The 24,998-nt window shown below is 40.0% G+C and carries 24 protein-coding genes and 1 pseudogene; 12 read left to right on the forward strand and 13 right to left on the reverse strand.

The window, feature by feature from the left end; all coding sequences use genetic code 11:
- Together A7D14_RS02660 and A7D14_RS02665 are read right to left on the reverse strand one after the other, a co-directional pair.
- On the reverse strand, window positions 1-621 hold a 621-nt coding region (locus tag A7D14_RS02660; RefSeq protein WP_067029655.1), incomplete at its 3' end, for a glycosyltransferase family 2 protein.
- The gene (locus A7D14_RS02665; protein WP_067029657.1) at window positions 611-1,861 is read right to left on the reverse strand and encodes an O-antigen ligase family protein; all 1,251 of its coding nucleotides are present in this window, start codon (window positions 1,859-1,861) and stop codon (window positions 611-613) included. The genes A7D14_RS02660 and A7D14_RS02665, both read right to left, overlap by 11 nt.
- 485 nt (window positions 1,862-2,346) lie before the next feature.
- Between A7D14_RS02665 and A7D14_RS19800 the strand changes: the two genes are divergently transcribed.
- Window positions 2,347-2,589: a hypothetical protein gene (locus tag A7D14_RS19800; RefSeq protein ID WP_141673200.1), complete on the forward strand. Its 243-nt coding sequence runs from the start codon at window positions 2,347-2,349 to the stop codon at window positions 2,587-2,589.
- Between the two features lie 457 nt (window positions 2,590-3,046).
- Here A7D14_RS19800 and A7D14_RS02675 read toward each other — a convergent pair whose 3' ends face one another.
- Together A7D14_RS02675 and A7D14_RS02680 are read right to left on the reverse strand one after the other, a co-directional pair.
- Window positions 3,047-3,550 (reverse strand): acyltransferase, encoded by a 504-nt coding sequence (locus A7D14_RS02675; protein WP_067029661.1) that lies wholly within the window; start codon window positions 3,548-3,550, stop codon window positions 3,047-3,049.
- Window positions 3,534-4,787, reverse strand: a complete 1,254-nt coding sequence (locus A7D14_RS02680) for a lipopolysaccharide biosynthesis protein (protein WP_083157949.1) — start codon at window positions 4,785-4,787, stop codon at window positions 3,534-3,536. The genes A7D14_RS02675 and A7D14_RS02680 overlap by 17 nt, the downstream gene beginning before the upstream one ends.
- Window positions 4,788-4,901: 114 nt before the next feature.
- Between A7D14_RS02680 and A7D14_RS02685 the strand changes: the two genes are divergently transcribed.
- The 3 genes from A7D14_RS02685 (at window position 4,902) to purD (ending at window position 8,784) form a co-directional block, all read left to right on the forward strand.
- Complete coding sequence (locus A7D14_RS02685) at window positions 4,902-6,254, forward strand: exopolysaccharide biosynthesis polyprenyl glycosylphosphotransferase (RefSeq protein WP_067029665.1); 1,353 nt, start codon at window positions 4,902-4,904, stop codon at window positions 6,252-6,254.
- A gap of 99 nt (window positions 6,255-6,353) precedes the next feature.
- On the forward strand, window positions 6,354-7,340 hold the full coding sequence (locus A7D14_RS02690) for a UDP-glucuronic acid decarboxylase family protein (protein ID WP_067029667.1): 987 nt from the start codon (window positions 6,354-6,356) through the stop codon (window positions 7,338-7,340).
- A gap of 172 nt (window positions 7,341-7,512) precedes the next feature.
- On the forward strand, window positions 7,513-8,784 hold the full coding sequence (gene purD, locus A7D14_RS02695; protein WP_067029669.1) for a phosphoribosylamine--glycine ligase: 1,272 nt from the start codon (window positions 7,513-7,515) through the stop codon (window positions 8,782-8,784).
- Here the strand turns inward: purD and A7D14_RS02700 are convergent.
- Window positions 8,779-9,000 carry a DUF6341 family protein gene (locus A7D14_RS02700; protein WP_067029671.1) on the reverse strand — a complete coding sequence of 74 codons (222 nt, stop codon included), beginning with the start codon at window positions 8,998-9,000 and terminating at the stop codon, window positions 8,779-8,781. The genes purD and A7D14_RS02700 overlap by 6 nt on opposite strands.
- 39 nt (window positions 9,001-9,039) lie before the next feature.
- On the opposite strand from A7D14_RS02700, the gene A7D14_RS02705 reads away from it, so the two are divergent.
- Genes A7D14_RS02705 through A7D14_RS02715 form a run of 3 tightly spaced genes read left to right on the forward strand, consistent with a single transcriptional unit; the run spans window position 9,040 to window position 11,647 of the window.
- Window positions 9,040-9,972, forward strand: coding sequence for a DUF6427 family protein (locus A7D14_RS02705; RefSeq protein WP_067029673.1), 933 nt, complete (start codon window positions 9,040-9,042; stop codon window positions 9,970-9,972).
- Between the two features lie 36 nt (window positions 9,973-10,008).
- Window positions 10,009-10,614 carry a DUF4254 domain-containing protein gene (locus A7D14_RS02710; protein ID WP_067029675.1) on the forward strand — a complete coding sequence of 202 codons (606 nt, stop codon included), beginning with the start codon at window positions 10,009-10,011 and terminating at the stop codon, window positions 10,612-10,614.
- Entirely contained in the window at window positions 10,598-11,647 is a 1,050-nt protein-coding gene (locus A7D14_RS02715; RefSeq protein WP_083157950.1) for a glycosyltransferase family 9 protein, read from the forward strand. The genes A7D14_RS02710 and A7D14_RS02715 overlap by 17 nt, the downstream gene beginning before the upstream one ends.
- On the opposite strand, the gene A7D14_RS02720 is transcribed toward A7D14_RS02715, so the two are convergent.
- Window positions 11,644-12,258 (reverse strand): TetR/AcrR family transcriptional regulator, encoded by a 615-nt coding sequence (locus A7D14_RS02720; RefSeq protein ID WP_067029677.1) that lies wholly within the window; start codon window positions 12,256-12,258, stop codon window positions 11,644-11,646. The two genes, A7D14_RS02715 and A7D14_RS02720, sit on opposite strands and share 4 nt — an antisense overlap.
- 348 nt (window positions 12,259-12,606) lie before the next feature.
- On the opposite strand from A7D14_RS02720, the gene A7D14_RS02725 reads away from it, so the two are divergent.
- Both A7D14_RS02725 and A7D14_RS02730 read left to right on the forward strand, forming a co-directional pair.
- Window positions 12,607-13,719 carry an FISUMP domain-containing protein gene (locus tag A7D14_RS02725; protein ID WP_083157951.1) on the forward strand — a complete coding sequence of 371 codons (1,113 nt, stop codon included), beginning with the start codon at window positions 12,607-12,609 and terminating at the stop codon, window positions 13,717-13,719.
- Window positions 13,720-14,043: 324 nt separating this feature from the next.
- Window positions 14,044-15,681: a hypothetical protein gene (locus tag A7D14_RS02730; protein ID WP_067029681.1), complete on the forward strand. Its 1,638-nt coding sequence runs from the start codon at window positions 14,044-14,046 to the stop codon at window positions 15,679-15,681.
- 73 nt (window positions 15,682-15,754) lie between these two features.
- Here the strand turns inward: A7D14_RS02730 and A7D14_RS02735 are convergent, their stop codons facing one another.
- Both A7D14_RS02735 and A7D14_RS02740 read right to left on the reverse strand, forming a co-directional pair.
- The gene (locus A7D14_RS02735; protein WP_067029683.1) at window positions 15,755-16,744 is read right to left on the reverse strand and encodes an SMP-30/gluconolactonase/LRE family protein; all 990 of its coding nucleotides are present in this window, start codon (window positions 16,742-16,744) and stop codon (window positions 15,755-15,757) included.
- A gap of 16 nt (window positions 16,745-16,760) precedes the next feature.
- Entirely contained in the window at window positions 16,761-18,713 is a 1,953-nt protein-coding gene (locus A7D14_RS02740) for an SMP-30/gluconolactonase/LRE family protein (protein ID WP_218058499.1), read from the reverse strand.
- Between the two features lie 388 nt (window positions 18,714-19,101).
- On the opposite strand from A7D14_RS02740, the gene A7D14_RS02745 reads away from it, so the two are divergent.
- A complete protein-coding gene (locus tag A7D14_RS02745; RefSeq protein ID WP_067029684.1) occupies window positions 19,102-19,815 on the forward strand; it encodes a hypothetical protein in 714 nt (237 codons plus the stop codon).
- On the opposite strand, the gene A7D14_RS20530 is transcribed toward A7D14_RS02745, so the two are convergent.
- Complete coding sequence (locus A7D14_RS20530; RefSeq protein ID WP_409552661.1) at window positions 19,789-20,103, reverse strand: DUF3641 domain-containing protein; 315 nt, start codon at window positions 20,101-20,103, stop codon at window positions 19,789-19,791. The two genes, A7D14_RS02745 and A7D14_RS20530, sit on opposite strands and share 27 nt — an antisense overlap.
- 80 nt (window positions 20,104-20,183) lie before the next feature.
- Between A7D14_RS20530 and A7D14_RS02750 the strand changes: the two genes are divergently transcribed.
- A complete protein-coding gene (locus A7D14_RS02750) occupies window positions 20,184-21,341 on the forward strand; it encodes an SMP-30/gluconolactonase/LRE family protein (RefSeq protein ID WP_067029686.1) in 1,158 nt (385 codons plus the stop codon).
- A 127-nt stretch (window positions 21,342-21,468) separates the two neighbouring features.
- Here A7D14_RS02750 and A7D14_RS20535 read toward each other — a convergent pair.
- Window positions 21,469-21,558, reverse strand: a pseudogene (locus tag A7D14_RS20535) (DUF3641 domain-containing protein); the annotation flags it as partial.
- A 201-nt stretch (window positions 21,559-21,759) separates the two neighbouring features.
- Between A7D14_RS20535 and A7D14_RS02760 the strand changes: the two are divergent.
- The gene (locus A7D14_RS02760; protein ID WP_067029690.1) at window positions 21,760-22,551 is read left to right on the forward strand and encodes a nuclear transport factor 2 family protein; all 792 of its coding nucleotides are present in this window, start codon (window positions 21,760-21,762) and stop codon (window positions 22,549-22,551) included.
- Here the strand turns inward: A7D14_RS02760 and arsS are convergent, their stop codons facing one another.
- The 3 genes from arsS to A7D14_RS02775 form a co-directional block, all read right to left on the reverse strand.
- Window positions 22,552-23,640, reverse strand: a complete 1,089-nt coding sequence (gene arsS / locus A7D14_RS02765; protein ID WP_067029692.1) for an arsenosugar biosynthesis radical SAM (seleno)protein ArsS — start codon at window positions 23,638-23,640, stop codon at window positions 22,552-22,554. It lies immediately after the preceding gene.
- Between the two features lie 82 nt (window positions 23,641-23,722).
- Complete coding sequence (locus tag A7D14_RS02770; RefSeq protein WP_067029694.1) at window positions 23,723-24,058, reverse strand: arsenosugar biosynthesis-associated peroxidase-like protein; 336 nt, start codon at window positions 24,056-24,058, stop codon at window positions 23,723-23,725.
- Window positions 24,059-24,159: 101 nt separating this feature from the next.
- Entirely contained in the window at window positions 24,160-24,852 is a 693-nt protein-coding gene (locus tag A7D14_RS02775) for a DUF2064 domain-containing protein (RefSeq protein WP_067029696.1), read from the reverse strand.
- Between the last annotated feature and the right edge of the window lie 146 nt (window positions 24,853-24,998).

Consider the following 24,998-nt stretch of genomic DNA (forward strand, 5'->3'; position numbering starts at 1 on the left):
CAATGAATTTTTGTGTTTTCTGTAATAGGTTAGGGGTTCGGTTAGGCAATATGCGGTTTTAGATTTTTTTATGATGTTGATAAAAAGGCTCCAGTCCTGTCTCTTTCTTATATTTTGCATATATATTTTTCCAAGGACTCCGGCATTATACATAACTGTTGAAGTTAATATATAATTGTTCTTAAGTAAATCTTGTTGGGTGACTTTATTCATGCACTTTATTTGGATCTCATTACCTTCTGACAAGCGCATATAATCCGTATAGGTAAACAAATAGTTATTGTCAACCATAAATTTGAGTTGTTTTTCCAGTTTTTCAGGAACCCAAAAATCATCATTGTCCAAAAACGCTATAAATTCACCGTTTGCTGCTTTAATCCCGGTATTTCGGGTAACAGCGGCTCCCATGTTTTTCTCAAGTTCAATTGGTCTCAGTATCCTTGAATCCTTAAACTCTTCAATCAGCATTATACTGCTGTCAGTGGATTTATCATCAACAATAACAAGCTGCCAATGAGTGTAAGTTTGATTTATGACTGAAGTGATACTTTTTTCTAAAAAATCTACGCCGTTATAGTTTGGCATTATAATGGAAACTAAAGGACGGTACTCATTTTTCATTTGAATAGGATTTTTTTTGTGCAAAAAAGAAAGAGAAAAAAAGGACAAAGAGCACAATGCCCCTATGCCTGATCAGGACAGACTCCATTAACAATACAAGGGCAAAAAAAGTCCAAAAAAAGGCAACCCAGTTTAAATTAAGAAAATATGTGGTCTTGATAATAAGAATAACAATGAAAACCGTAAGTAGAACTCCCAGCACACCCCAATCAATAAAATTGTTGATGTATTGATTATGTGCATTGTAAGTTATGGTTTTTAAATTGAAATCATCTTTGAATGTTGTACTGTATTTATGTTGTATTTCAGTACTCGCCAACCCTGAACCTGTAATCCCATAACGCCAAGAGTCCGTGAACATGGAGTATCCAACAATATAGATTTTGATTCTATTATTGACTGAATAACTGCGCTTTAATAGCAAATCCCTGTTTTCATACCATTCAAATACCTGCGAATATCTGTTAAAAACTAATGTGTCCCTATAAAAATACACTATAGAAGTTGATAAACTTAAGACCGTCAAAAACGCGACCAAATATTTAATAAACTTTCTGTTACGGAAAGAGGTGAATACCAAAAACGACAATGCAGCTAAAAGAACAGCAATTATTACAGCCCTAGACCCAAGCAGAACAATGTGTAGTAATAGGTAAGAGACAAAAACCAAGCGTAGTCCGTTGCTTTTTATGAGTTTATATTGTTGTAGTAGGACAATTGACAGCAATGAGTATATTCCCAAATATATATGATTAAAATAACCTAGGGTGTACCTTGTATAAAGAAAACGATAATAAAGCCTTCCTTCACTTTCAACATATAAAGACCTTGATGCCATCATGTCATTGATTGCCAACATATCTAAAAAAAGTAAGAAGAGGATGTTTGCAAAAACAAAAGTTTTTAATGTGTAGCCTTGATTGCCTTTAAAAGAATGGAAGTAATAAAGAAAAAGTGGAGACAAACAGAATGGAAGTAATCTGAGAACATAATTTGAATTTGAACTTGGATTTATTATAAGCCCAAATACTGCCAAAAAAAAGTAAATCAATAAAGGGGTACAGAACAACAACCCCCTTTTAATATTTTTTTTTCTATCCTTAAAAAGAATATAGAAAGCCATAACAATTGAAAAGGCAACAATAAATAAGGAGTTAAAGTTTTCTTTTAAAAAGAGGGAAGCCATGACTCCACACCCTAAAAATAAAAGCAAGTTCTGTATATTAAGCTGTTTGAACATTCTTTAAGCGTAAAAGAGGTATTATTAAAAGAAAAAATAGATTAAATATTGCCAACCCCATTCTGAGGACACTTGTAGTGGAAAATTCGGCCATTCCTGTTAAGAAAAAGAAAATAAATAGGTTCCACCATATATAGAGGTAACGCTTTTTCATATTATCTGTTCCTTTGATTATTGGAAATAATAGAATCAAATAAAACAGATAAGAAATAATGGTTAAGTAAAAGCCATACCGTACATGCAAATCTCCCAAAAACATGGTTGGTGCAGCCCCTCGGTCATTTGTGCCCGGGTATATGGCCTGAAATGTCTCTCTTTTTATCAGTTGATATTCATGCACGTTTCCAACATACAAATCCCTTCGGTCCATTGAAATTCTTGTAATAAATGCTGATCCTTGAGTGACAAAAAACCTCCTTGGCGGGGATTCAAGTAAATAATAGAAAGTTTCTTTATTGAACTCTTTGCCCTTAGTAAGGGTATAGATGCTCAACAATCCAATTAAAGCTATAAAAGAAATTAATAACCGTTTAAAATTAAACTTATATCCAGAGAATAACAAAGCGAAAATAATAAAGAAAGTCACTAACCCTTTATGTCCGCCCGATATAAGTATAAAAACTACAAGAAGGAGCAGCAAAAACTTTGAAAAATTGGATTTTAGATATTGTATGAAAAAAAAATATCCAGACGGGACAAATACCATGAAAAAGGAAGAAAAAGTATAGAATAATTTAACAGAGTCCGATTGATCTAATCTGTCTGGAAGGCTGCCGGTCAGGATGAAATTAACCAATGGAAGATGATTAAAATAAAAGATTAGGTATGCTAAAACCAGAACAAACCAAAAAATGAAATAAACAAAGGTTAAATTATCATTTCGATTGTGATATGACTCAAAGTATTTGTTAAAAACAGACTTCTTTTTATGGGCTAATAGATAAAGGAAGATTAGGTTAATACAAAAAACAATTACACCATATTTTTCGAAAAAAATCACATCTTCCCACTCAAAAGTATGTGCATATGTTGTGAAACCTAACTCATAATATATTGCTGGGCCAATGAAAATTATTGAAATAAAGAAAAAGTGAATAAAAAAGGAACTTTTGTATAAAGACCGTTTCTTTATGTAATAAAGATTTAACAAATATATGGACAGCAAGAGATATATCATACCTACTATTAGAAGAAGGATTCAGAGGCAACCAAAGACTTATAGTGTGATTCATTTCTATGTGAAAAAACCCTCGCAGGATGTCCGCCAGCTATACTTAACCTTTCAATATCACCTACAACAACACTACCCGCTTGTATAATAGCACCATCTCCTATAGTTACCCCTCCAAGAATTGTTACATCCATTCCCAACCACACATTATCCCCAATAAATACATCTTTAACTATATAAGTTTCATCATAAGGCAATTTGTTACCTTCATAGTTATGTACATCAGTTATAATCTTGCAATTTTTACCAGAATGGAAATTACTTCCAAAAAACACTTTTCCTTTACCATAAACACGCAGGCCATTAAAATGAATATTTTTACCAAAGACTACATTTTTCGTTAGAATTGTGGGACCATTAACTTTTATTCCTGCTTTGAAATTTCTACATGAAATTTTGGCAAAAAAAGTAAAAAACACAGAAAAGAGTCTCTTTAATGATTTACGAAGCAAATTCATTTTTTTTTAGGGTTGACAATTGTTTTTCCAGCAGTAGGTATAGCAACAGATATGAAATCAAAGTCGACAAAGCGGCGCCTAAAATTCCCAAAAACCTAATACAAATGTAATTTAATATAAGATTAATTAGTGCCGTAATCATAGATAACTTGGCCACAAGCAGCGTCTTTTCTCTATAAAACAACTGATTTACCTTAAAGCGATATAAACCATTGAATATATATGCGACCAATAGAGAGACATAAACAGAACGGTCAACTAAATAATCTGCACCTACATAATAGGTATAAATTAAAGGCATAAACAAAAACAGAAAAAGCCCAAACAACAATAGCCCACCGATATAGTATCTGAATGTTTTTTCCACAATTAAATTAAAGTTGTTCATGTGTGTATCCATCATGTTTTTCATATAATATGGTGCCCAGGCCATGTTAAAGGAATTAATCACTAAACTCATCACCATGCACAACTGATAGGCTACAGCATATTTGCCAAGCATTGAAGTTCCTTCAAATACATTAATAAAAAACCGATCTGCATAATTTAAAATACTAGCAAAAAAAGTATGGAATATTAATGGGTAAGAATATTGGAAAACTCTTGTTACAATACTTTTGTCATACTCAAACCTAATACCAGAAGTGCGAGTTAAAATAACCACTACAACAATTGAACTTATTACCGCAGATGACAAAATTGCACATATTCTCGCCCAATAGTCTTTAAAATAATATATCAGCACAACAGTCAGGATTATTTCAAGAAAAGACTTTAGCAAGCGTATAAAGGCAAATTGCTTGAGATTTTCTTGGTTTCTGTTAAGCAACAAAAACCCCTCAATTAAAAGATTGATGAAAACATAGAAAACAATAGAAAGAACCAGTAATCGTTTTTCATCTGTTATAGTTACTAGATTGGTTGCATAAAGGACAAAAAGGGTTAATAAGAATGCTAAGCACCCAAGGCTAAACACACATGTAAATAATACAGATATGTATTTTTCTTTATCCTTAAAAACAAAATATAATTTGCTAATTGATTGAATTAGGGACAAACCAATGATTGGCATTAAAAAAATCGTAGAAGAATTAAAAAGATCTAGTAGGCCAATGTCATAGGAAGATAAATTATGGGTCAATATTGGTAGGACAATAAAAGGGGTAAGGGAATTGAATAGGTTAATGATGGTGTAGCCGCTAAAATTGAGCAGCAATGATTTATTCTGAATTTTCATCTTCTTTTTGTTTGCCTAAACTCTTAGTGGCATATAGCGTGTAAAAATAGGGACATTTGACAGCTATTTTGTTTCTTTGCCAAGAATATCGTTAGTGGCAACCCATAATTATATATGTCTGCAAATCAAAGAAAATTTTTTGGAATAAGAAGAACACTTGAATATGTGTTGGATTTGTTGACCATTAACCTATTGGCTTATTCGTTGCCCGTATATTTCCACAACCCAATTTTTTTCTACCCTTATATATCATTGGTTTGGATTATTATATCCCAGAGGTGTAGGTTTTATGAGGTTTATAGGTATACGAAGGTAACCTATATCTTAGGGCTTGTTTTTAGACAATTTGTTTACATGTTTCTTGCGCTCTACGCCTATTTAGGGTTTTTTAAGCAGCCTAATGTAAGTAGATTGTATTTGGGGATATTTTTTCTTTTAATGGTGATTGTCATTACAACACTTAAGATTTCAAAGTATTTTTTCCTTAGGCACTATAGGAAAACGGGCAAGAGTGATTTACGGAATGTGGTCGTTATTGGCAAAAATCAAAAAATAAACCAGTTGGTTGAAGTATTTAATAATGAGAAAAGTTACGGGTATCGGGTTTTTAGGCAATTTTCAACCTTGAAAGGAGAGTTTGTCTTAGAGGAGTGTCTAAACTATGTGGTTGAAAATAAAATTGATGAAATCTATTGTTCGATTGAAGGGTTGAAGGATAGTCAGATATTTAAACTAATAGATTTTGCGGACAAAAATTTCAAAACAGTAAAATTTGTTCCAGATAACAAACAAATTTTTTCTAAGAAATTGAATTTTGAATACTATGATTACGTACCAGTTGTATCATTAAAGGAAATACCTTTGAAAATAAGAACCAATTATATTCTTAAGAGGACTTTTGACGTTGTTTTTTCTACACTAGTGATTGTTTTTCTTTTGTCTTGGTTTACCCCCTTAATGGCCATTATTATAAGGTTGGAGTCCAAGGGGCCAATATTTTTTAGGCAATATCGAAAAGGAAATGATTTTAACTTGTTTGCATGCTATAAGTTTAGGTCAATGGCCATGAACAAACAAAGCGACCAACAACAAGCGACAAAAAATGACATGAGGATTACAAAAGTTGGAAGGTTTATCAGGAAGACCAGTATAGATGAACTACCGCAATTCTACAACGTCTTGATGGGAAATATGTCTGTTGTGGGGCCAAGGCCTTTGTTGTTAAAACACACCAATGATTACATGAACAAAGTAAGTAGGTTTATGCTAAGGCACCATGTTAAACCAGGGATAACAGGCTTGGCACAAGTAAAAGGGTATAGGGGTGAAATAGAAAAGGATTTGGATATGAAGAATAGGGTTCGGTTCGATATTTTTTATGTTGAAAACTGGTCTTTTTTTTTAGATTTTAAAATAATAGTTCAAACTGTTATAAACGTAATTAAAGGAGAGGAAAAAGCGTATTGAGTCGAGAATTTGATGTCAGTTGACCAGAAAAGTTTTTGGTCTGGATCTATATGGCCTATGTTTGCTTTGCTTGAAGAAAACAATTTATATAAAGAATAAATGAAAAGAATCCTTATCACCGGGGCAGCAGGTTTTTTGGGCTCCCATCTTTGTGACAGGTTTATTGCCGAAGGCTTTGATGTCATTGCAATGGACAACCTTATCACCGGAGACCTTAAAAACATAGAGCACTTGTTCCCATTGGAGCGATTTACATTCTATAATCACGATGTGACCAATTTTGTCCATGTTCCGGGAGAACTGGATTACATTCTTCATTTTGCTTCACCGGCAAGTCCTATCGACTATCTTAAAATCCCAATACAAACCCTTAAGGTAGGTGCTTTGGGAACCCATAACTTGCTTGGTCTTGCCAAAGAGAAGAAGGCACGCTTTATGATAGCCTCCACCTCTGAAATTTATGGTGATCCTTTGGTACACCCTCAAACAGAGGAGTACTATGGCAATGTAAACACTATAGGACCAAGAGGGGTGTATGACGAGGCCAAACGTTTTCAGGAGTCCATAACCATGGCGTATCACCGTTTCCACGGTTTGGATACACGGATTGTGCGGATATTCAATACCTATGGTCCGCGAATGAGACTGAATGATGGCCGTGTGATCCCTGCTTTTATGGGACAAGCACTTCGTGGAGAAGACTTGACTGTTTTCGGGGATGGTTCACAGACCCGATCGTTCTGCTTTGTGGATGATGAAATAGAAGGCATCTACCGTTTGTTGATGAGTGATTATACTTTACCGGTAAACATTGGAAACCCCAATGAGATTTCCATTAAGGATTTTGCCGAAGAAATCATTAAACTTACCGGCACCGACCAGAAAATCATATACAAGCCATTGCCTAAAGATGACCCAATGCAACGTCAACCCGACATCACCAAAGCAAGGGAAATTTTAGGTTGGGAACCCAAAGTGGGACGTGAAGAGGGAATGCGAAAAACATTCGAGTTTTTCAAAGGGTTAACTAAGGAAGAACTTAAAAAAACCGAACACAGGGATTTTACGACCCATAACAAAAAGTAATTCATTTGCAATTTCGAAGAAGCGCAGTAATTGAGAAATCTATTGTATGTTTTTCAGATACCTGCCCGTTCCTGTCTCGCTTGCAAGTGTGTCAACTAGAAAGCACCAGATCATTTGTAAATAACCCTCAAATTAAATTTGAATTGAGTTATTTTTGCCAAAATTCAGATTCATGAACATTTTGGTCCTGGGTTCTGGTGGACGAGAACATGCCATTGCCCTTAAAGTCTCACAAAGCCCTAAGACAAAACAACTGTTTGTAGCACCTGGCAATGCCGGAACTTCCACAATCGCCACCAATGTTGAGGTGGGCGTCAATGATTTTCCAGCCATCAAACAATTGGTGCTCAAGGAGAATGTCGATTTGGTGGTTGTTGGACCAGAAGACCCTTTGGTGAATGGCGTTCATGATTTTTTCCTGAATGATGCAGAGCTCAAGAACATTCCAGTAATTGGCCCACAAAAAGCCGCCGCCGCTTTGGAAGGTAGTAAGGAGTTTGCCAAGGAGTTCATGATGCGCCACCATATTCCCACAGCAGCGTATGAAAGTTTTACAGCTGAAACTTTGGAAAAAGGGTATGCTTTTTTGGAAACGCTCAATCCACCGTATGTCCTCAAAGCAGATGGACTGGCAGCTGGAAAAGGCGTGCTGATCCTTCAAGATTTACAAGAAGCCAAGGATGAGTTGAAATCCATGCTGGTCGATTCCAAATTCGGAAACGCAAGTGCCACAGTGGTCATTGAAGAGTTTTTGGATGGCATCGAATTGAGCTGTTTTGTGCTTACGGATGGATCTAACTATAAAATCCTTCCCACCGCAAAAGACTACAAACGTATCGGTGAGGGAGACACTGGGCTCAATACAGGGGGCATGGGAGCCATTTCTCCCGTTCCGTTTGCCGATTCCGCATTTCTGGAGAAGATAGAGCGGCAAATTGTGAAACCTACGGTAGACGGCCTTAAAAAGGATAAGCTGCCCTATGTTGGTTTTATTTTTATCGGGTTGATAAAAGTTGGTGATGAACCCAAGGTAATCGAGTACAACGTGCGGATGGGCGACCCAGAGACCGAAGTGGTCATGCCAAGACTGAAAAGTGATTTGGTAGAAGTGCTTGTGGCGATGGCGAATGGTACTTTGGATCAAATCGACCTTGACATCGATGAAAGGACAGCGACAACCGTTATGGCGGTTTCAGGAGGCTACCCAGAAGCCTATGAAAAGGGAAAAGAGATAACCGGAGCCGAAAACATTGAAGATTCCCTAGTGTTCCATGCAGGAACAAAACTTTCCAATGGAAAAGTGGTCACCAATGGAGGGCGTGTCATAGCCGTTACGTCCTTTGGTAAAGACTTTAAGGAAGCCCTACAAAAATCCTATCAAAATATGGAAAAGCTCCATTTTGACGGGATGTACTACAGAAAAGATCTTGGTTTTGATCTATAGGTAAGAGTGGGAGCTAATGCTCTTGTCCTCTTCGCCGTTGTCGTTGAAAATTTTCAACTGCTTCATCCAGTATACTGCGGCCACCAAACCTATGACAAAGAAAATCCAATTCAGGGTGTTGGAAGCCCACCAACTCTCCATAAAGCGGAAAAAATCGTAGGGGGCAAAAAGGTAGTTTACAAATAAGTCTTCTATACCGTAAAAAAACTTGCTCATCTTGGCTATATTTACTTTGCAAAAGTAGCAAAAGATAGGATGATTTCAAGCTTTTTCGGAAAAACAAAACCCATAAATTACATTGTCCTTGGCATTTTTTTGTTCCTTTTCCATTCCATCAACGTCTTTTTTGGTTTTGGAGAGCAAGATGTAGATCAGATTATACCATTTGAATTACTGGCTTTTGCGGTTTTACTGTTGGCCCTATTTATCATCAACCAAATTGTACGGACAGAGAAGGTAACGGACTTCAACTCCTACGCCATGCTGTTTTTTGTGCTGTTGTTGGTGGCCTTCTCCGAAACCTTGTTCAACAAAAATGTCATTTTCACCAACTTTTTTCTGTTGTTGGCCTTTTGGCGATTGTTGTCCGTTAAATCCATCCGATTTGTAAAACACAAGATTTTTGATGCTTCCCTTTTGATCGGTATTGCCAGTCTCTTTTATGATTGGTCGCTTGTTTATTTACTGCTTGTCTTTGCGGTCATCAACGTGTATGACAGAAAGAACTATAAGAACTGGCTCGTCCCTTTCGTGGGCATTGCCACGGTCTTTATTATTGCATTCGCCACACTTAGGCTAACGGGGTCAACGGAATTTTTTGGCAATCACTATATATTTTCAACAGGATTTCGCACAATGGAAACCCTGGGCCAGGTCATCAACATAAAGGCAATGATCTTTATACTGCTCATATTGTTGATCATGGCTGGTGTTTTTGTGAGGGTCCGGAATATGGGGGGAGGCAAGTTGGTATTACTGCGAATTGTACTTTTTATTTTTATCCTTGGAGTGGCCCTAGCACTTTTCACCCCGGCAGGTTCTTCCCCGCTTCTGTTTACCTTTTTCCCGGCAGCGGTTTTTATGGCCAATTATCTGGAGGGGATTAAAAAGAACAAGTTGCAGGAATTGTTTTTGGGCCTTTGTATAGCAGTTCCGCTCCTGCTTTTTATCATAGAGGTCAATCAATAAGCCATAAAGCAATATCTTTGCCCAAAATGTATAGCGATGTTCAGCGAATTTGCCTTCAACATATTTCAAAAAAGTATAGACACCTACCACATCAAGGATGATGTGTACCAAGAATTTGTGAATCCCTATCCGAAGGAAAAAGTGGAACATTTGCTCTACAGAAAAAATTGGATCGATACCGTTCAGTGGCATTATGAAGACATTATCCGTGACCCGGACATTGAGCCCGTGGCCGCACTGGACCTGAAACGAAAGATTGATGCCAGCAACCAGGACCGTACCGATTTGGTGGAATATATCGATAGCTATTTCTTGAACAAATACAAGTCCGTAGAGGTTAAGGACAATGCCACCATCAATACAGAAAGCCCAGCTTGGGCCATTGACCGACTTTCCATTTTGGCCCTGAAGATCTATCACATGCAGGAAGAGGTCAACCGTACCGATGCTTCACCAGAGCACATCAAAAAATGCAGTGAGAAGTTGGCCGTGCTTTTGGAGCAGAAAAAGGACCTGTCCATGGCCATAGATCAGTTGCTAGCCGATATTGAAGCCGGAAACAAGTACATGAAAGTCTACAAACAGATGAAAATGTACAACGACGACGAATTAAACCCGGTACTCCGTGAACAAAAAGGGTAAACCCACCCATATCCTTATCATTCGGTTCTCCGCCATGGGCGATGTGGCCATGACCGTTCCTGTGATTGGCACATTGATCAAAAAGTATCCCGATGTACAGCTGACCGTACTCACCAAGAAACACTTTATCCCCATTTTTCATGGACTGGACAGGGTAACCGTGGTTGAGGCCGATGTAAAAAAAAGGCATAAAGGCCTTATGGGGCTTTGGCGGTTGTACCAAGAGTTGAAACCACTGCAATTTGATGCGGTAGCCGACCTCCACAATGTGTTGCGCAGCCGGGTGCTGAAGAAGTATTTTGCACTGGATAGGATTCCCTTTGTGCAAATTGATAAAGGACGAAGGGAGAAAAAGGCACTTACCCGTTCCAAGAACAAAAAGTTTCAACAGCTCAAGACCACCCACCAGCGTTATGCTGATGTTTTTGGGGAACTCGGTTTTCCGATTGATTTATCCCATACCAAACCCCTAGAACGAGTTGAACTTTCGGAAAAAGTGCTGGACTTGGTGCAGCAGGATACCAAAAAATGGGTAGGCATTGCTCCTTTTGCTGCCCACGAAGGTAAAATGTATCCGTTGGAATCCATGGAAGCGGTGATCAAGACCCTGAACGATACCGATAAGTATAAAATATTGCTTTTTGGCGGCGGGGATAAGGAAGTGGAAGCGTTGGAGCGTCTTTCGAATACCTATGAAAATGCTTTGTGCATGGCCGGAAAGCTAAATCTGGCCGAAGAACTGCAATTGATTTCCAACTTGGATGTGATGCTGTCCATGGACAGTGGCAATGCCCACTTGGCAGCCAATTACGGAATTCCGGTGGTAACGTTGTGGGGCGTTACCCATCCGTTTGCTGGGTTTTATCCGTTCCATCAACCTTCAGAAAATGCATTGCTGGCCAATCGGGAGGAGTATCCGCTGATACCCACATCAATCTATGGAAACAAGCTGCCCCCGGGATATGAATCAGCCATGAAGAGCATTCAACCCCAACACATCTTGGAGAAACTCACTGAAGTTTTAGACGGCTAGGCTGTTTGAGTTGCCGAAATCGACTTAAAGTATTGCTTTAATTGTTGGATGTATTGGTATTTTAACTGGCGGTTACTACTGTCCGTCATTAAAGAGCGCATTCCCAAATACGAAGCGATGATATAGGTGGCCGTTCCCTCACAATCCACATGGCGGGCAATATGGCCATCCAATTTCCCTCTTTTCAATACAGCGACCAGGTTGACCTCCCAAACACTGATAATGTTTTTAAGGTAGCCGCAGATTTCTTCGTTGCGCTTATTGAATTCGGTCAAGAAATCGTTGAGCATAAAACCGTAGGCCATTTCATTCTTCTTGCCGGGCTCCAAGGCGTTTTCCAAGCTTTCGATGATTACGGGCAGGGGATTCTCATCCGTGTCCAGTGGCTCAATCAAAAGTGCGTAGACTTTTTGCACAATAAGGTTCTGCACAATATTGATAAAGTAGTCTTCCTTGGATTTAAAGTGATGGTAAAAGGCACCTTTGGATAGGGACAGTTCGGTGAGGATATCATCCAAACTGGTGTTGTAATAGCCTTTTTCACTGAAGATTTCGAGGCCTTTCCCGCACAAGCGGTGCATGGTCTCCCTTCGTTTGAGGGTCATTTCCATAAGATTTGGGTTTAGACTGTTGGGTCTGTAACAAAGATTGATCGGAAAAGGGCCAAACCAAAGAATTCAAGATGTACTTCCCTATAAAATCGGTAAAGTGTTTAAAAATCGGTGAACCGCCAAAATCACAAAATCCAAACCGACTCGTGGGTCGGTCAAACGATAGGATGGACTCGTCAAAAGGAGAGGGCAGGGCGTAAATTGTGGATGGATTTTTAAGCTAAAAATCGTTAACTTCACTCCTGTCTGCCGACAGGCAGGTACCTGTGCTGAACGCAGTTGAAGTATTAAAAACGAATCATATCTTTAAACGTTAGCGGTCATATAGACCAAAAAAATCTGAAATAAATGAAAAAATATCTCTCCAAAATAATTTTCCTGCAAGTCCTCTTCACATATATGATTTCTTGTTCCGATGAACAAAGCGAAAATCAAGACATACCGCTCACTGCAGAATTCGAAACTTTTGACAACATATGTTCCGAAGGAAACGATGGAAGAATCTCTATTTCGGTAATAGGCGGAGAACCTCCATACAGTTATTCATGGTCTAATGGTGAAATAACAGAAGACATATCGCAACTTAAAGCAGGTAGTTATTCGGTAACCATCTTGGATTCAGCAGGTGAAACTGAAGTATTGGGAGAAATACAAATATTCGATATTAATGATGAAATATCTATTGAGGAAAACATTACACATATTGATGAAAACGAAAATGCAGCGACCATTAATATTTCCATATCTGGAGGATCACCTCCTTATTCCTATCTGTGGTCAAATGGTTCAACGTCCAAAGATCTTAGTGATATTTTGGAAGATGGGATTTACGAAATAATGGTAACAGACGACAATGGATGCAAAAAAAGTAAAAGCATGCGAGTTTATAAAACCATTCTAGATATTGATGGTAATACTTATCGAGTTGCGACTTTTGGTTCCCAGACTTGGATGGTCGATAATTTAAAGGTAACCAGATTCAATGATGGAACAATGATACCTCTCGTCACTATCGAAAATGAATGGGTGAATGCTGGAGACACGGCCCCGTTCACTGAAGCTTATACTTGGTATGAGTACAATTATGAAACTTATGGTGCATTTTATGGTGCATTATATAATTTCTACACTGTTAATAAAAACAACTTGTGCCCCTCGGGTTGGCGAATACCGAATACATCAGATTGGTTCAACTTAATAGATTTCGCTGGAGATAGTCAATCCCAAGCTGAGAATCTTCTAGAAGAAAGCTTTGGTTTTCTTCCTGTTAAAGGAGGGTATTTGTTAAACTATGATGGTAGTGCCACCTTTTCAAATATTAATAATAGAGGATATTGGTGGTCAAGCGAAAGTTATTCAGGCGGTGAAGCTTGGTCAATGCACATTCCTGGGGTAAGTGACGGATTGGTTTGGATAAATGGCAAAGGAGATGGCTTGTGTGTTCGATGTATTAAAGAGTGAAAATGTTAAAATACAACCGCTAACGATGGCTATAAATAATTGCTTGTTCTGGTCTACTTCTGAAAATCCTAGCGGATTTTCAGTTTGGTGTTTACTTGCAAAGTTAAGTGCTAACCCGCGCAACTACTCATAGCCGAGACCGACAAGTGAAATCACTCAAACCTAATCTAAAAAATCAAGCCACCGTCCCCTTGGCAACCACTTCTTGCCCATGTACCCGGATCATTAAGCCAAAAAACGTTAACTTAACTCCTGTTTGCCGATAGGCAGGTAAATAGTTTAACGACCTGTTCTTCAAGAATGGAGAACCCGAAATAAAAACAGATGAACCTCAAGATCAATTCGCTGCAACTAATTGTCTTGGTACTTATAGCTTTTCAAACAAAAGCCCAAGATTTAGTACCACCAACCTCAAAAATATACCCCGGACCCAACGGAAAACTTGTCTACGTAAAAGATGATAAGGGAAATCAAATTCCAGATTTTTCCAATGCCGGGTATAAAGGCGGAGGAGAGGCACTCCCCTATGTGCCCGTAAAGGAAACAGTGTGGCCCGTACTTGGGGATAATTCCGGCAGCATCCAGGCTGCCATAGACAGGGTGTCGGCCCTGCCTTTGGATGAAAATGGATTCAGAGGCGCTGTACTCTTAAAAATGGGATTTTATCAGATGGATAAAGAAATTTACATCCGAAAATCCGGTGTAGTCTTAAGAGGCGAAGGCCAAAGTGATATTGGCACCATTCTTTACGGCAAGATTCCTACACCACCAGAAGGTAATGGCAGAAGATTTTGGAGACCTGCTCTTATCAAGATAGAGGGAGAAGAAGGCATCAGCTTGATTGAAGATTCAAAAACGACCCTAACGGACGATTATGTGGCTGTAGGGGCCACTACGTTCCAGGTGAAATCAGCTAAAGGTTTCAAAGTTGGCGACCAAGTATCCATCAAAAGAATTGGGAATGAAGAATGGATTGAAGAAATTGGACTGGATAGCGCAACTGTTGGCAGAAATCGGTGGAAACCCTTTGACATCACCTTCGACCGCATCATTAAAAACATCAGTGGAAATACCATTACGGTTGATGCCCCTATTTTCACCGCAATTGAAAGTCAATGGGGTGGTGGTGAAGTAACCAAATACACGGACAACAGAATAGAAAATGTAGGGGTGGAAAACCTAAGAGGAATATCGGAATACGATCCTTCTGTGCGCCAAACTGCTTATGGGAACATGGACCGTGATGACCTTGGTGAAGAGCACCGATACCATGGAGAGGAGTATTTTTCGGATGAGAAACATTATTCAAACTTCATCAATCTCACCAATGCAAAAAATGCCTGGGTGCGAAATATGACCGCTTTACATTTTGCCAACAGTGTGGTTCAGGCCAATGCCGGCACCAAATGGATCACCGTTCAGGATTGTACGTCTCTGGAGCCCGTTTCCCAACGATGGGGAGGCAGAAGATTTACTTTCCAAATGAACGGTCAATTTTGCCTGGTACAACGATGTGTTTCCCAAAAAGGGCGTCACTCCTTTGTGCTTCAGGGGTCGGAAGCAAGTGGAAATGTGTATTTGGAATGCACCGCCATAAATCCGTATTCTTCAAGTGAGCCACACAACCGCTGGGTAAATGGAGTTTTATACGATAATGTAAAAGCTCCGCTCACGGCCCGGTTTTGGGATTATATTATTGGCTGGGCCGGAGCCAATATTGTTTTCTGGAACTGTGAGGGCGACTACCTCATTCAAAGTCCGCCGACTGCTGAAAACTACTCATTCGGTCATATTGGGGTAAATGCAGTGGTCTATAATGCAGCACTACAAGATGTAACCAAGCCCAATGGCTTTGTGGAATCTACCGATAAGCACGTTACGCCAAAGAGTCTTTACCTGACCCAACTCAAAGAAAGACTTGGGGAACAAGCGGTATTGAATACCATGAAGACCGGTTATTGATTTGAATTACTCCTAGTAAAAAAAACCTCCAAGATTTTCTTGGAGGTTTTTTTATTTCGTTTTGTAAAACTGCTTATCTCATCTCCACTCGGAGAAGCTTATCGGTAGCGGTTATGTAAAGCGTTTTTTCGTCAGGAGAAAGCGCCACATTTGCAGCTGTAAGTCCATTGACTTTTATCTTACCGATCAATTTCCCTTTTTTGGTAAAAATCCACACGCCACCAGGACCTGTAGCAAACACATTTTCTTTCTTGTCGATTTTTAACCCATCGCAGCCACCGGGAGCTTTTATATCCCCTGGAGACGCAAATACTTTTCCATTTGATACACTTCCGTCAGAAGCAATATCATACGAATACCATCCTCTTTTTGGTCCCGCGGTATTTGAAACCAATAAGGTTTTTCCATCAGGGAATATGGAGATTCCATTTGGAGTTGACAATGAATCGATCAACACGGTAAGCTCACCAGATTTACTCAATTTGTAAACTCCCTGAAATTCCAATTCCTTCTTTGGGTCACTTGGACCATTCTCAAAACCGTAGGCCGGATCTGTGAAATACAAATCACCAGCTTCGGTAAGGAAAAGGTCATTGGGGCTGTTCAATCCTTTGCCTTCATACGCTCCAATTACCGTGGTGAATTTGGCTTCAGGGGCATCCAAGGGTGCATCAAGCTCAGCTATTCTTCGATCGCCATGCTGACAAATCCATAAGTTGCCCTTGTGGTTTAAGATCATGCCATTTGGTCCCATAAAACCCCCTCTTGGAGCTGGGTCTGTATAGCCTCCCGGTTTTACAAAAACAGAGGCTCCATCCTTCTCGGTCCATTGGTAGATGGTATTTGCCGGTACGTCAGAAAACAAAAGCATTTTTTTGTCCGCTACCCAGAGCGGTCCTTCCGTAAACTGAAATCCATCAGCGATGACCTCGATTTCGGCGTCCTTTTTTACAATTTTCGCCAGTTCATCGGAAACTACTTCGATTTCGCCCACTTCTTGAGCGAATCCATGGTAGCCGATGCTTAAGGAAAGAATTCCTGCAATCAAAAAATTTCTATTCATGGTTTTGAGATTGTTCTTATAGATAGTTAATATATCCTGTTTTATTTGTTTCGATTTTGTAAACTTGGCTATAGCTTACCATGTAGAGCGTTTTCATATCTTCTCCACCAAAGCAAAGGCTTACGGGGAAAGAAGGCAGGTTGATCATCCCAACGAAAGTGCCCTCCGAGTTAAAAATCTGTACGCCGTAGTACGTGGCCACATAAAGGTTTCCATCGGTATCAATGGCCATTCCATCTGCGCTGGTGGATTTCCCTTTTCTGTCCAGAACATTTCCGGTAAGGAACACCTCTGCAAATTGCCTTCCGTTGCTTATGGTTCCATCATCATTTACATCATATGCCCAGATAAAATTATCCTTTTCACTATCCACGGGATACCAAGACTCATTGTCATAGCAGTTGTTGATATACAGGGTTTTGCCATCAGGTGATAGGACTATCCCGTTTGGCATGGCAAATTCATTGGGTTCTACGATCCGTGTGATTTCACCTTCTGGAGACACATAGTAAACCGCTCGACCGGGTTGGAATTTTTCAGCCTCCATGGTAAACTGTGGATCTGTAAAATAAATCCCACCCTTGGCATCCGTGATGATATCATTTGGACCATCAATAGGTTTTCCGTCATAAGAATCCACCACAGTTCGAACAATTCTTCCATCCGTGGTCATTTCCAGCACTCTGTGGCCGATCATATCACAAACCAAAAGATTGCCATTTTTATAAGGGTAAAGCCCATTGGTTTGGATCCCCTCCTTGATATTTCTGTAGGTACCATCTGGATCCATTTCCACAGTGGAGCTCTTACTGGGGTCTGCATTCCAGGCAGCATCAAAGAACATATTGGATAGATAAATCTTTCCATCCATCCATTTGGGTCCTTCTGTGAAATACAGTGGCGGCTCCGTTTCACTGCCATCAGCGATCAATTCAGGTTCAGCCCCTTCCGGAATAATTTCCCGGTAGGCTTCGAGGGCCGCCTTTTCTTTATCCAAATAATCCTGACGAGCAGGCCAGAATATATCCAAAGCATCGGTACCCAATTCACCAATCTCTGCGCCGTGCACCATGTTGCCAGGGATACGAACAACACTATTGGGCGTCATTTTTTGTTTGGTGTCCAATAAGATTTCCTCACACTCCCCTCTAAGGGCAAACATCATTTGTTCCTGAGGATGGATGTGATGAGGGAACGCAGATCCGGGACCCATGGAAATAAAGCTCAATTGTGTATTTCTGCCTGAAACAAGTCTTGAGTAAGCCCCGTCAGCCAGTTGCGTCAACTGAAAATCATAAAGATCATAGACTGTATTAGGTTCTACGTTTGGAGGCATGGTGGTGGCTACATCCGAAATGGTTTCAGGAAGATTTGATATTCCAGCCTTTTCAAGATAGTCCAGTCGTAGCGGTGAATACACTTCCAATAACTGCGCTCCGGATTCACCGGCGGTTACTCCACTTTCCGTTCCTTTTTCCAGATAAACAAAGTCAATTCTGGGAGTGGCGCTATGCACGCCATCCGGCGCTTCCCTTTCTCTTGAAATAAGTGTGACAGGATTTCCATCTATCATCTGCTCAATGGATCCTTCCATAACAAAGACAAAGCGATCAGCAGGGAGTTCTTCGGCTGGTATTTCAGCATTGGGAGAAAGCTCCAACACACTTACCATATTTCCCGTTCCCCAAAACATTGATGCCGTGATTCCCGGATACAACTCCAAGGTGGTCAACGTCTCCAGATCGGTTACCTCACCTGCTTCCAGATTTGATTCAATTTTATGTTCGGGTAAGTCCGATAGTTCGCGAACCGTAAGATCATGTTCGGCAATCAATGCGTCGTTTTTTTCCTTCCATTTAGGTCCAGATGGGGAGCATCCTACCAGTACGATGGTAAGTGCAGCAATACAACTGCTATAAATAAAGTGTTTGGTCAATTTCCAATTCATGGGTGCTTGGTTTTTATACATTGATATCATTTTGTTAGGTCATAAAACAACAGAGGCGATACGTAAGGCTATGAAAAACCCCCGCCATTCCCAAAAATACACGAAATAATCAATGATGTAGAATATATTGTGTGATTATAACACCTCAATCGTTCAAACCCTAAAAACAAACAGGCTTATGGGTCGGTCAAACGATAGGGTGGATGCGTTGAAAGGGATGACGTAACCATCAATTGGCCCCGGAAATCTATAGCTAAAAATGCTAATTTCATTCCTGTCTGCCGACAGTTAGGTACTTGTGCTGAACCAGCCCAACCCACAGACGGGCCTGTTTCGGTTTCGGTCGATTTAATTCATTTAAAATTGAATCATACCTTAGAACGTTGCCCTCCATTAAGAAAAAGTAAAAATGACAGCAAAAGAGAGTATAGAAAATCTTTACGAAACATTCAAAAAGTATAAATTGAATGGAAAGATTGCAAAATGTCCCTGCGGCTGTATTTCGGATGAAGACGAGAAAAAAATATATTCAAAACCCCTCAGAGACTTAGAAGCTGATGATATTGGATTTTACAATGCAAAGGCAATGACAACATGGGGAAATGTAGAAAATTACAAACACTTTCTTCCCAGAATCATTGAAATTTATAAAGAAGGAAAAGGAAAAGGATGGATAGATTTAGATACGATTCACAACAAACTGGAACATGCAAATTGGAAAGAATGGGAGGAAGAAGAGCAAAAACAGATAAATAAATTTGTTGAAATTGATTGGAAAGAATTAGTCAATAAATCTGAAAACAAAATTTGGATTGGAGATTTTGAATCATATCTAAATTACTTCAATTTTGAAGAACTATTCAAAATGTGGGAATTTCCAGAGAATAAAATTGCCTTAAAAAATTTCGTTGAATTCTTCTATATGAATGGAAACGAAATTTTGTATTCTGATAAAATAATCAAGTCCAATGACAAAGACAGACGAAGTAAATTATTGAATCTTCTCGAAAGAGATAATTTGACAATAGGATTGGAAGAAGAATTCTTTGATCATGAAATGGATGATAAAGAATATGCAGATAAGGTTTCAACAGTTTTACAAATGATTGAAAATGGGTTGTAAAAAAAAACGAAAGGCAACATTGTGTAAATGCTCATTTTTGGTAAGGGCCCAGAAAGCCAGTTTAGATGAGACCGATAAATGAAAAACACTTCCTAGAAACCCAAGCCACCATCCTGGGCAACTACTTCCCACACTTCCCGTACACCCATAACAATGTTGTGAAATCATAATTTCACGATGATCCTGTCCCTTCCATATATGTTTAAAAATGAGTGGTTTACAATATAATTTGTTACAAACAAAACAATTGTGTTGAATATACACTTTATTCAAATTTTCATAACGCATAATTGCTATATTTAGTATTCCGCAATTTTTTAAGTTAAAAATTGTCAAACTCTCTATCAACAACCTCAATTTATGAAACAATGAAAACAAGAGCTTTTAGTACCCTGGGGATAGTTTTGCTATTCTTGGTATTTGCATGTTCCAAGGATAGCTTGGAATCTTCAGAAGAATTACAGCCAGAGCTGTTGACGGCCAAGCACAAAAAAAAGGACTTGGATTGGAGCGTAGAGGCCGAAATCTATGACCCCTATTCCTTGATTTCGCCAAGTGCCCATGATGAATTGACCCCTATCCAAAATGGTTTTGGGTTTACGGAAGGTCCGGCAGTGGACAAACACGGCAATGTCTTTTTTACAGACCAACCCAACGACAGAATTTATAAGTGGTCCGCTAGAAGCGGTCACGTATCACTGTTCTTGGAAGGAACAGGACGTGCCAATGGTATGGCTTTTGACAAGGATGGAAACTTAATTGCCTGTGCCGACCTTCACGGGGAACTGTGGAAAATTTTTCCAGACGGAACCCATGAAGTCCTTATCGACAACTACAACGGCAAACTCCTGAATGGGCCAAACGATGTATGGATCAATCCTATAACGGGGGGCATGTATATCACCGATCCTATTTTTCCACGGGACTATTGGGAAGAGGGTGATCCAAGAATACAGCCTTGGGAGCCTACCCATTCCGAGCAGGCCGAAACGGGCAAAGGGGGCCATGTGTATTATCTGGCGCCCGGTGCTTCAGAATTGGTCAGGGTAACCACAATGGCCGAATGGAACGATGATTCCTGGCCAAATGGTGTGGTCGGTAGTCCTGATGGCACCAAACTCTATGTCAACCAATGGCATTATGATGGTACTGGGGGCGTCTTTGTTTTTGATATTAACCCAGACGGAAGTTTGTCCAACTTGCAGGATTTTGTCCCGGGATTGAACTTCTGTGATGGCATGTCCATGGACGATGAAGGAAATGTCTACGTAAGCAGCGGAGGCATTAAGGTATACGCCCCGGATGGTGAAAATATTATGAACATTGATATGCCCGATGGCGCGACCAACAATGTTTTTGCCGGACAGAACAATAAAGAGTTGTTCATTACCTCCGTACCCTTTGTATCCTCCATTAAAATGAATGTAAAAGGGGTAGAAAAATTTTCTGGCCGAAGTGGACATGGTAATGGCGGTCACCACCACCATGGAAACCATAGGCGAGGGCGAGGCGGAAGAGGCCGCTAGCAGACAGCAAACTAAACTAGCTTACTGCAATATCCCGAAATCTTGAAATAGTTTCGGGATATTTTTTTGGCTGACCTTAGCCAAATTTCTAGGCCATATTGACCATCCTACGACGTATTGTGAAAAGTTAAGCCACCATCCCTTGGCAACTACTTCCGGCCCCTGCTGCGCAACCGCAACAGTGTTGTGAAATAACGATCTCCCGGCCATTCAATAATCCCATTATTATATAAAGTTTTCGACGTGCAAAATTCCAAAGAAACCAACCGACTAATAGGTCGATTAATCAGCTAAAATCTTGTGTTCAAATATAACAAAGGGCAAGGCAGAGATTTCTACATCAGCATGGGTTGTAACAAAATGAAATGTTCTCGCTCTTTATGAAGTTGAATATAACCAAAACCTTAATATTTAAATTATGATGGTACGATTAGCTAAAACCTTGATTGTTCTTTTTCTGTTGTCCCTAGTTTTTCATAAAGCCAATGCCCAAGTAGAGAAGAATACGGCACTATTTAATAAAATAAGAGCATTGGACAGCATTATTTTTGAGAGGGGATTTAACGCTTGTGCAATTTCTGAAATTGAGCCTTTTATTGCCGATGATCTTGAGTTTTATCATGATGAAGCTGGAATTACCCAGGGCAAAGAGGCTTTCCTATCAACAATAAGACAAAATATTTGTTCAAATACCAAGAGCAAGCCAATAAGAAAATTAGGCAAAGATGATTTTAAAGTATATCCGCTTTTTGAAGATGGTGTTTTGTATGGCGCAGTGCAGAATGGAGAGCATGAGTTTTATAGTAAAGAAGATGGAAAAGAACCCTACTTGACAAGTACCGCGCTATATTCTCATTTATGGATAAAGAAGGACAACATATGGAAACTTAAAAGAGTTTTGAGTTTTGATCACCAACCTCCTAAACAGCAAAATACTCCTAAGGAAATATGTGTTCCCACTTCTGTTTTGAAGACTTATGTGGGGGAGTATAAGAGCAAGAATACTCAGGCGCACATATCAACAATGGAAAATACACTGATTATGAAATCAGGTACTATGGAAATCACCATCTATCCAGCATCTGAAATATTGTTTTATGCCAAACAGGCTCCCTTAACTTTTGAATTTGAAAATATTGAGGGTTCAAAAATTAAGATGGCGGTTCTCGAAAATGGAAAAAAAGTAGATATTTTGACCAAAGTACAATGACTATGCCACCGTCCCCTGACAACTGCTCCCTGCCCCAGCTGTACACCCATAACAGTGTTGTGAAATCACAATCTCCCGATCATTCAACAAGTCTTCGTTGTAGTCTTTAATGTGTTTTACCTTACTGGCGACCTTTAGGTCGAGCATCTGGTTAAAATCGCAATCGTACAACCAACCATCCCAACTCACCGAAATGGTATTGGTGCACATCACGTTTTCCACCGCAGCGGGATTATAGGCCTCGACCAAGGCGTACATATAATCCTCATAATTGTCCGAAGCGATCAAATAATCCAAAAAGCGGGAAATGGGCAGGTTGGTAATCGCAAACAGATTATGGAACTCAATATCAAAATCTTCCTTCAACGCTTTTTTAAAATCGCGTTCCATGGCCGCTTGGTCGCCCGGCAAAAATGCCCCGGAGGGATTATAGACCAAATCCAACCGCAGGTTGCTGTCCGGCATGCCATAACCCACAGCGTTAAGTTCTTGCAAGGCTTGTATGGATTTATCAAAGACCCCATCCCCACGTTGCTTGTCCGTTTTGCCCCGAGTGTAATGCGGCATGGACGAGATTACGTGCACATTGTGCTTTTTAAAGAACTCCGGGAGGTCATGGTATTTTTTATTGGCCCGGATAATCGTCAAATTGGAACGCACAATAAAATCCTGGATACCCGCTTTGGAGGCTTCTTCCACAAACCAACGGAAATCAGGATTCATTTCGGGTGCACCTCCAGTGAGGTCCAAGGTGTGCGCTCCCGTATTTCGGATGACCTCCAAACACTGCTCCATGGTCTCGCGGGTCATGATTTCCTTTCGGTCGGGACCAGCATCCACATGGCAGTGCTCACAAACCTGATTGCACATATACCCCACATTGATCTGCAGGATCTCCAAGGTTTTGGGCTTAAGTGGAAAGTGACCAATCTGGGCAATCTTGTCTTTGAAGAAAGGAAGTTCGCCATCCGCAAAAAGGCCACCATTGAGGATGTCCAATTGTTTGGTGGTATTGGCGAGTTCATTTTCCCGTGCCTTCAACGACTTTTTGGCCGCTTTTTTAATATCTGATAATATACTTTGTCCCATTTTTAGTTTCTAAAATTGTACACTGGCTTTCTAACATCGCAAAAGCGAAGCGGTCTCATGTCTAAAAAAGTAGCGTTCCAGCCTACATGGAGAGTTTGTTGTACTTGTTCATCATCTGTACGCCATGCACCAAGGTAGCACCACTTTCAATGGCGGCACCGGCGTGTACCGCTTCCATCATTTCCTCTTTGGTGATGCCACGTTGCAATCCATCTTTGGTATAGGCATCAATGCAGTAGGGGCATTTCACTACGTGGGCCACCGCAAGCGCGATCAATGATTTCTCTCTTGCACTTAGTGCACCTTCTTCGAAAACCTTACCATAATAATCAAAAAATTTGTTGCCCAGTTCTTCACTCCATTCGGTGATGGAACCAAATTTTCTCAGGTCAGCTGGGTCATAATATGAGTTTGCCATGTTTTGTTTTTTAGCGGTTTATCGACATGTACCTATATGGCATTCGCATGTCGGAATTAAATAATTAAGGGGGCCAAGTTCAAAGACTCGGCATTGATAAATCAGGCAAACGAGAAGGGAGACCCTTTATTAAAAGGAATGTGTAGAAAAATATTTTTATCGGCGATAAGGCCAATTTCCTGAAATCGGATGGTTTGCCGCAACAGTTTTGAAAAAAGTACCAGCCATGCATCAACTATAGTTGAGACGTGATTGGAAAGACGTTTTATATCGGTGGTGGAATCAATATCGATTAATCGGTCCAATGAAAAAACCGTACAGCCGGCGGATTCAAAATACTGTTCCGTTGCTTTGAACAACGAGCTTACTTGCCACGGAAGTGCTTTAAAAGAACACTCGTGAAAGTTGGATTGGTGCAGCCCCAACAAATAAAAACCACCGTCCACAGCAGGGCCAAGAACGGTCTTGCCAAGCCGTAACTGCTGGTGTGCTTCCAGCAGATGTCGGGTCTTCAGTTGCGGGCTATCGTTCCCAATGGCGATGATGTTGGCAAAACCCTTATCATAAACCGATTGAAGGGCATTGGAGAAACGTTCCCCAAACGTCTGCCCGTGTTGTTCCTTTTCCGTAAAATGAAAATAAGGCAGTCCAGTTGCCTTTACAATGGAAAAAATATGTGCATTGAGGGCATCAAAAAGGGAAGTGTCCGCACCAATTTTTTTGATATGGCTATCCTTCGTCGCAGAATTTGCGAAGATTAAAATAGCGGTATCTTGAAATGGTTTTTCGCGCAAGCTATTCGATGTTTATCCTAAACATACAACAATTATTACTACTTGTTTTGGTCGGATCACATCAATTTGAATTACAGTTTTAGGGAGAGCCACCTCAACTTTAACATTCCGACCCACCAGTCTGTTTTGAAAATGAGCGGGTTAGT

The sequence above is a fragment of the Allomuricauda sp. CP2A genome (assembly GCF_001683915.1).
Classification (GTDB): Bacteria; Bacteroidota; Bacteroidia; order Flavobacteriales; family Flavobacteriaceae; genus Flagellimonas.

What these genes read in the sequence shown, in the direction of transcription:
- arsS (WP_067029692.1), bottom strand. Translation starts at nt 23,640, where the DNA reads ATGGGACAAAGTATATTATCAGATATTAAAAAAGCGGCCAAAAAGTCG.
- A7D14_RS02675 (WP_067029661.1), bottom strand. Translation starts at nt 3,550, where the DNA reads ATGAATTTGCTTCGTAAATCATTAAAGAGACTCTTTTCTGTGTTTTTT.
- A7D14_RS19800 (WP_141673200.1), top strand. Translation starts at nt 2,347, where the DNA reads ATGCTCAACAATCCAATTAAAGCTATAAAAGAAATTAATAACCGTTTA.
- A7D14_RS02705 (WP_067029673.1), top strand. Translation starts at nt 9,040, where the DNA reads ATGATTTCAAGCTTTTTCGGAAAAACAAAACCCATAAATTACATTGTC.
- A7D14_RS02730 (WP_067029681.1), top strand. Translation starts at nt 14,044, where the DNA reads ATGAACCTCAAGATCAATTCGCTGCAACTAATTGTCTTGGTACTTATA.
- A7D14_RS02750 (WP_067029686.1), top strand. Translation starts at nt 20,184, where the DNA reads ATGAAAACAAGAGCTTTTAGTACCCTGGGGATAGTTTTGCTATTCTTG.
- A7D14_RS02735 (WP_067029683.1), bottom strand. Translation starts at nt 16,744, where the DNA reads ATGAATAGAAATTTTTTGATTGCAGGAATTCTTTCCTTAAGCATCGGC.
- A7D14_RS02760 (WP_067029690.1), top strand. Translation starts at nt 21,760, where the DNA reads ATGATGGTACGATTAGCTAAAACCTTGATTGTTCTTTTTCTGTTGTCC.
- purD (WP_067029669.1), top strand. Translation starts at nt 7,513, where the DNA reads ATGAACATTTTGGTCCTGGGTTCTGGTGGACGAGAACATGCCATTGCC.
- A7D14_RS02745 (WP_067029684.1), top strand. Translation starts at nt 19,102, where the DNA reads ATGACAGCAAAAGAGAGTATAGAAAATCTTTACGAAACATTCAAAAAG.
- A7D14_RS20530 (WP_409552661.1), bottom strand. Translation starts at nt 20,103, where the DNA reads ATGCGTTATGAAAATTTGAATAAAGTGTATATTCAACACAATTGTTTT.
- A7D14_RS02720 (WP_067029677.1), bottom strand. Translation starts at nt 12,258, where the DNA reads ATGGAAATGACCCTCAAACGAAGGGAGACCATGCACCGCTTGTGCGGG.
- A7D14_RS02700 (WP_067029671.1), bottom strand. Translation starts at nt 9,000, where the DNA reads ATGAGCAAGTTTTTTTACGGTATAGAAGACTTATTTGTAAACTACCTT.
- A7D14_RS02725 (WP_083157951.1), top strand. Translation starts at nt 12,607, where the DNA reads ATGAAAAAATATCTCTCCAAAATAATTTTCCTGCAAGTCCTCTTCACA.
- A7D14_RS02665 (WP_067029657.1), bottom strand. Translation starts at nt 1,861, where the DNA reads ATGTTCAAACAGCTTAATATACAGAACTTGCTTTTATTTTTAGGGTGT.
- A7D14_RS02710 (WP_067029675.1), top strand. Translation starts at nt 10,009, where the DNA reads ATGTTCAGCGAATTTGCCTTCAACATATTTCAAAAAAGTATAGACACC.
- A7D14_RS02770 (WP_067029694.1), bottom strand. Translation starts at nt 24,058, where the DNA reads ATGGCAAACTCATATTATGACCCAGCTGACCTGAGAAAATTTGGTTCC.
- A7D14_RS02680 (WP_083157949.1), bottom strand. Translation starts at nt 4,787, where the DNA reads ATGAAAATTCAGAATAAATCATTGCTGCTCAATTTTAGCGGCTACACC.
- A7D14_RS02685 (WP_067029665.1), top strand. Translation starts at nt 4,902, where the DNA reads ATGTCTGCAAATCAAAGAAAATTTTTTGGAATAAGAAGAACACTTGAA.
- A7D14_RS02690 (WP_067029667.1), top strand. Translation starts at nt 6,354, where the DNA reads ATGAAAAGAATCCTTATCACCGGGGCAGCAGGTTTTTTGGGCTCCCAT.
- A7D14_RS02740 (WP_218058499.1), bottom strand. Translation starts at nt 18,713, where the DNA reads ATGTATAAAAACCAAGCACCCATGAATTGGAAATTGACCAAACACTTT.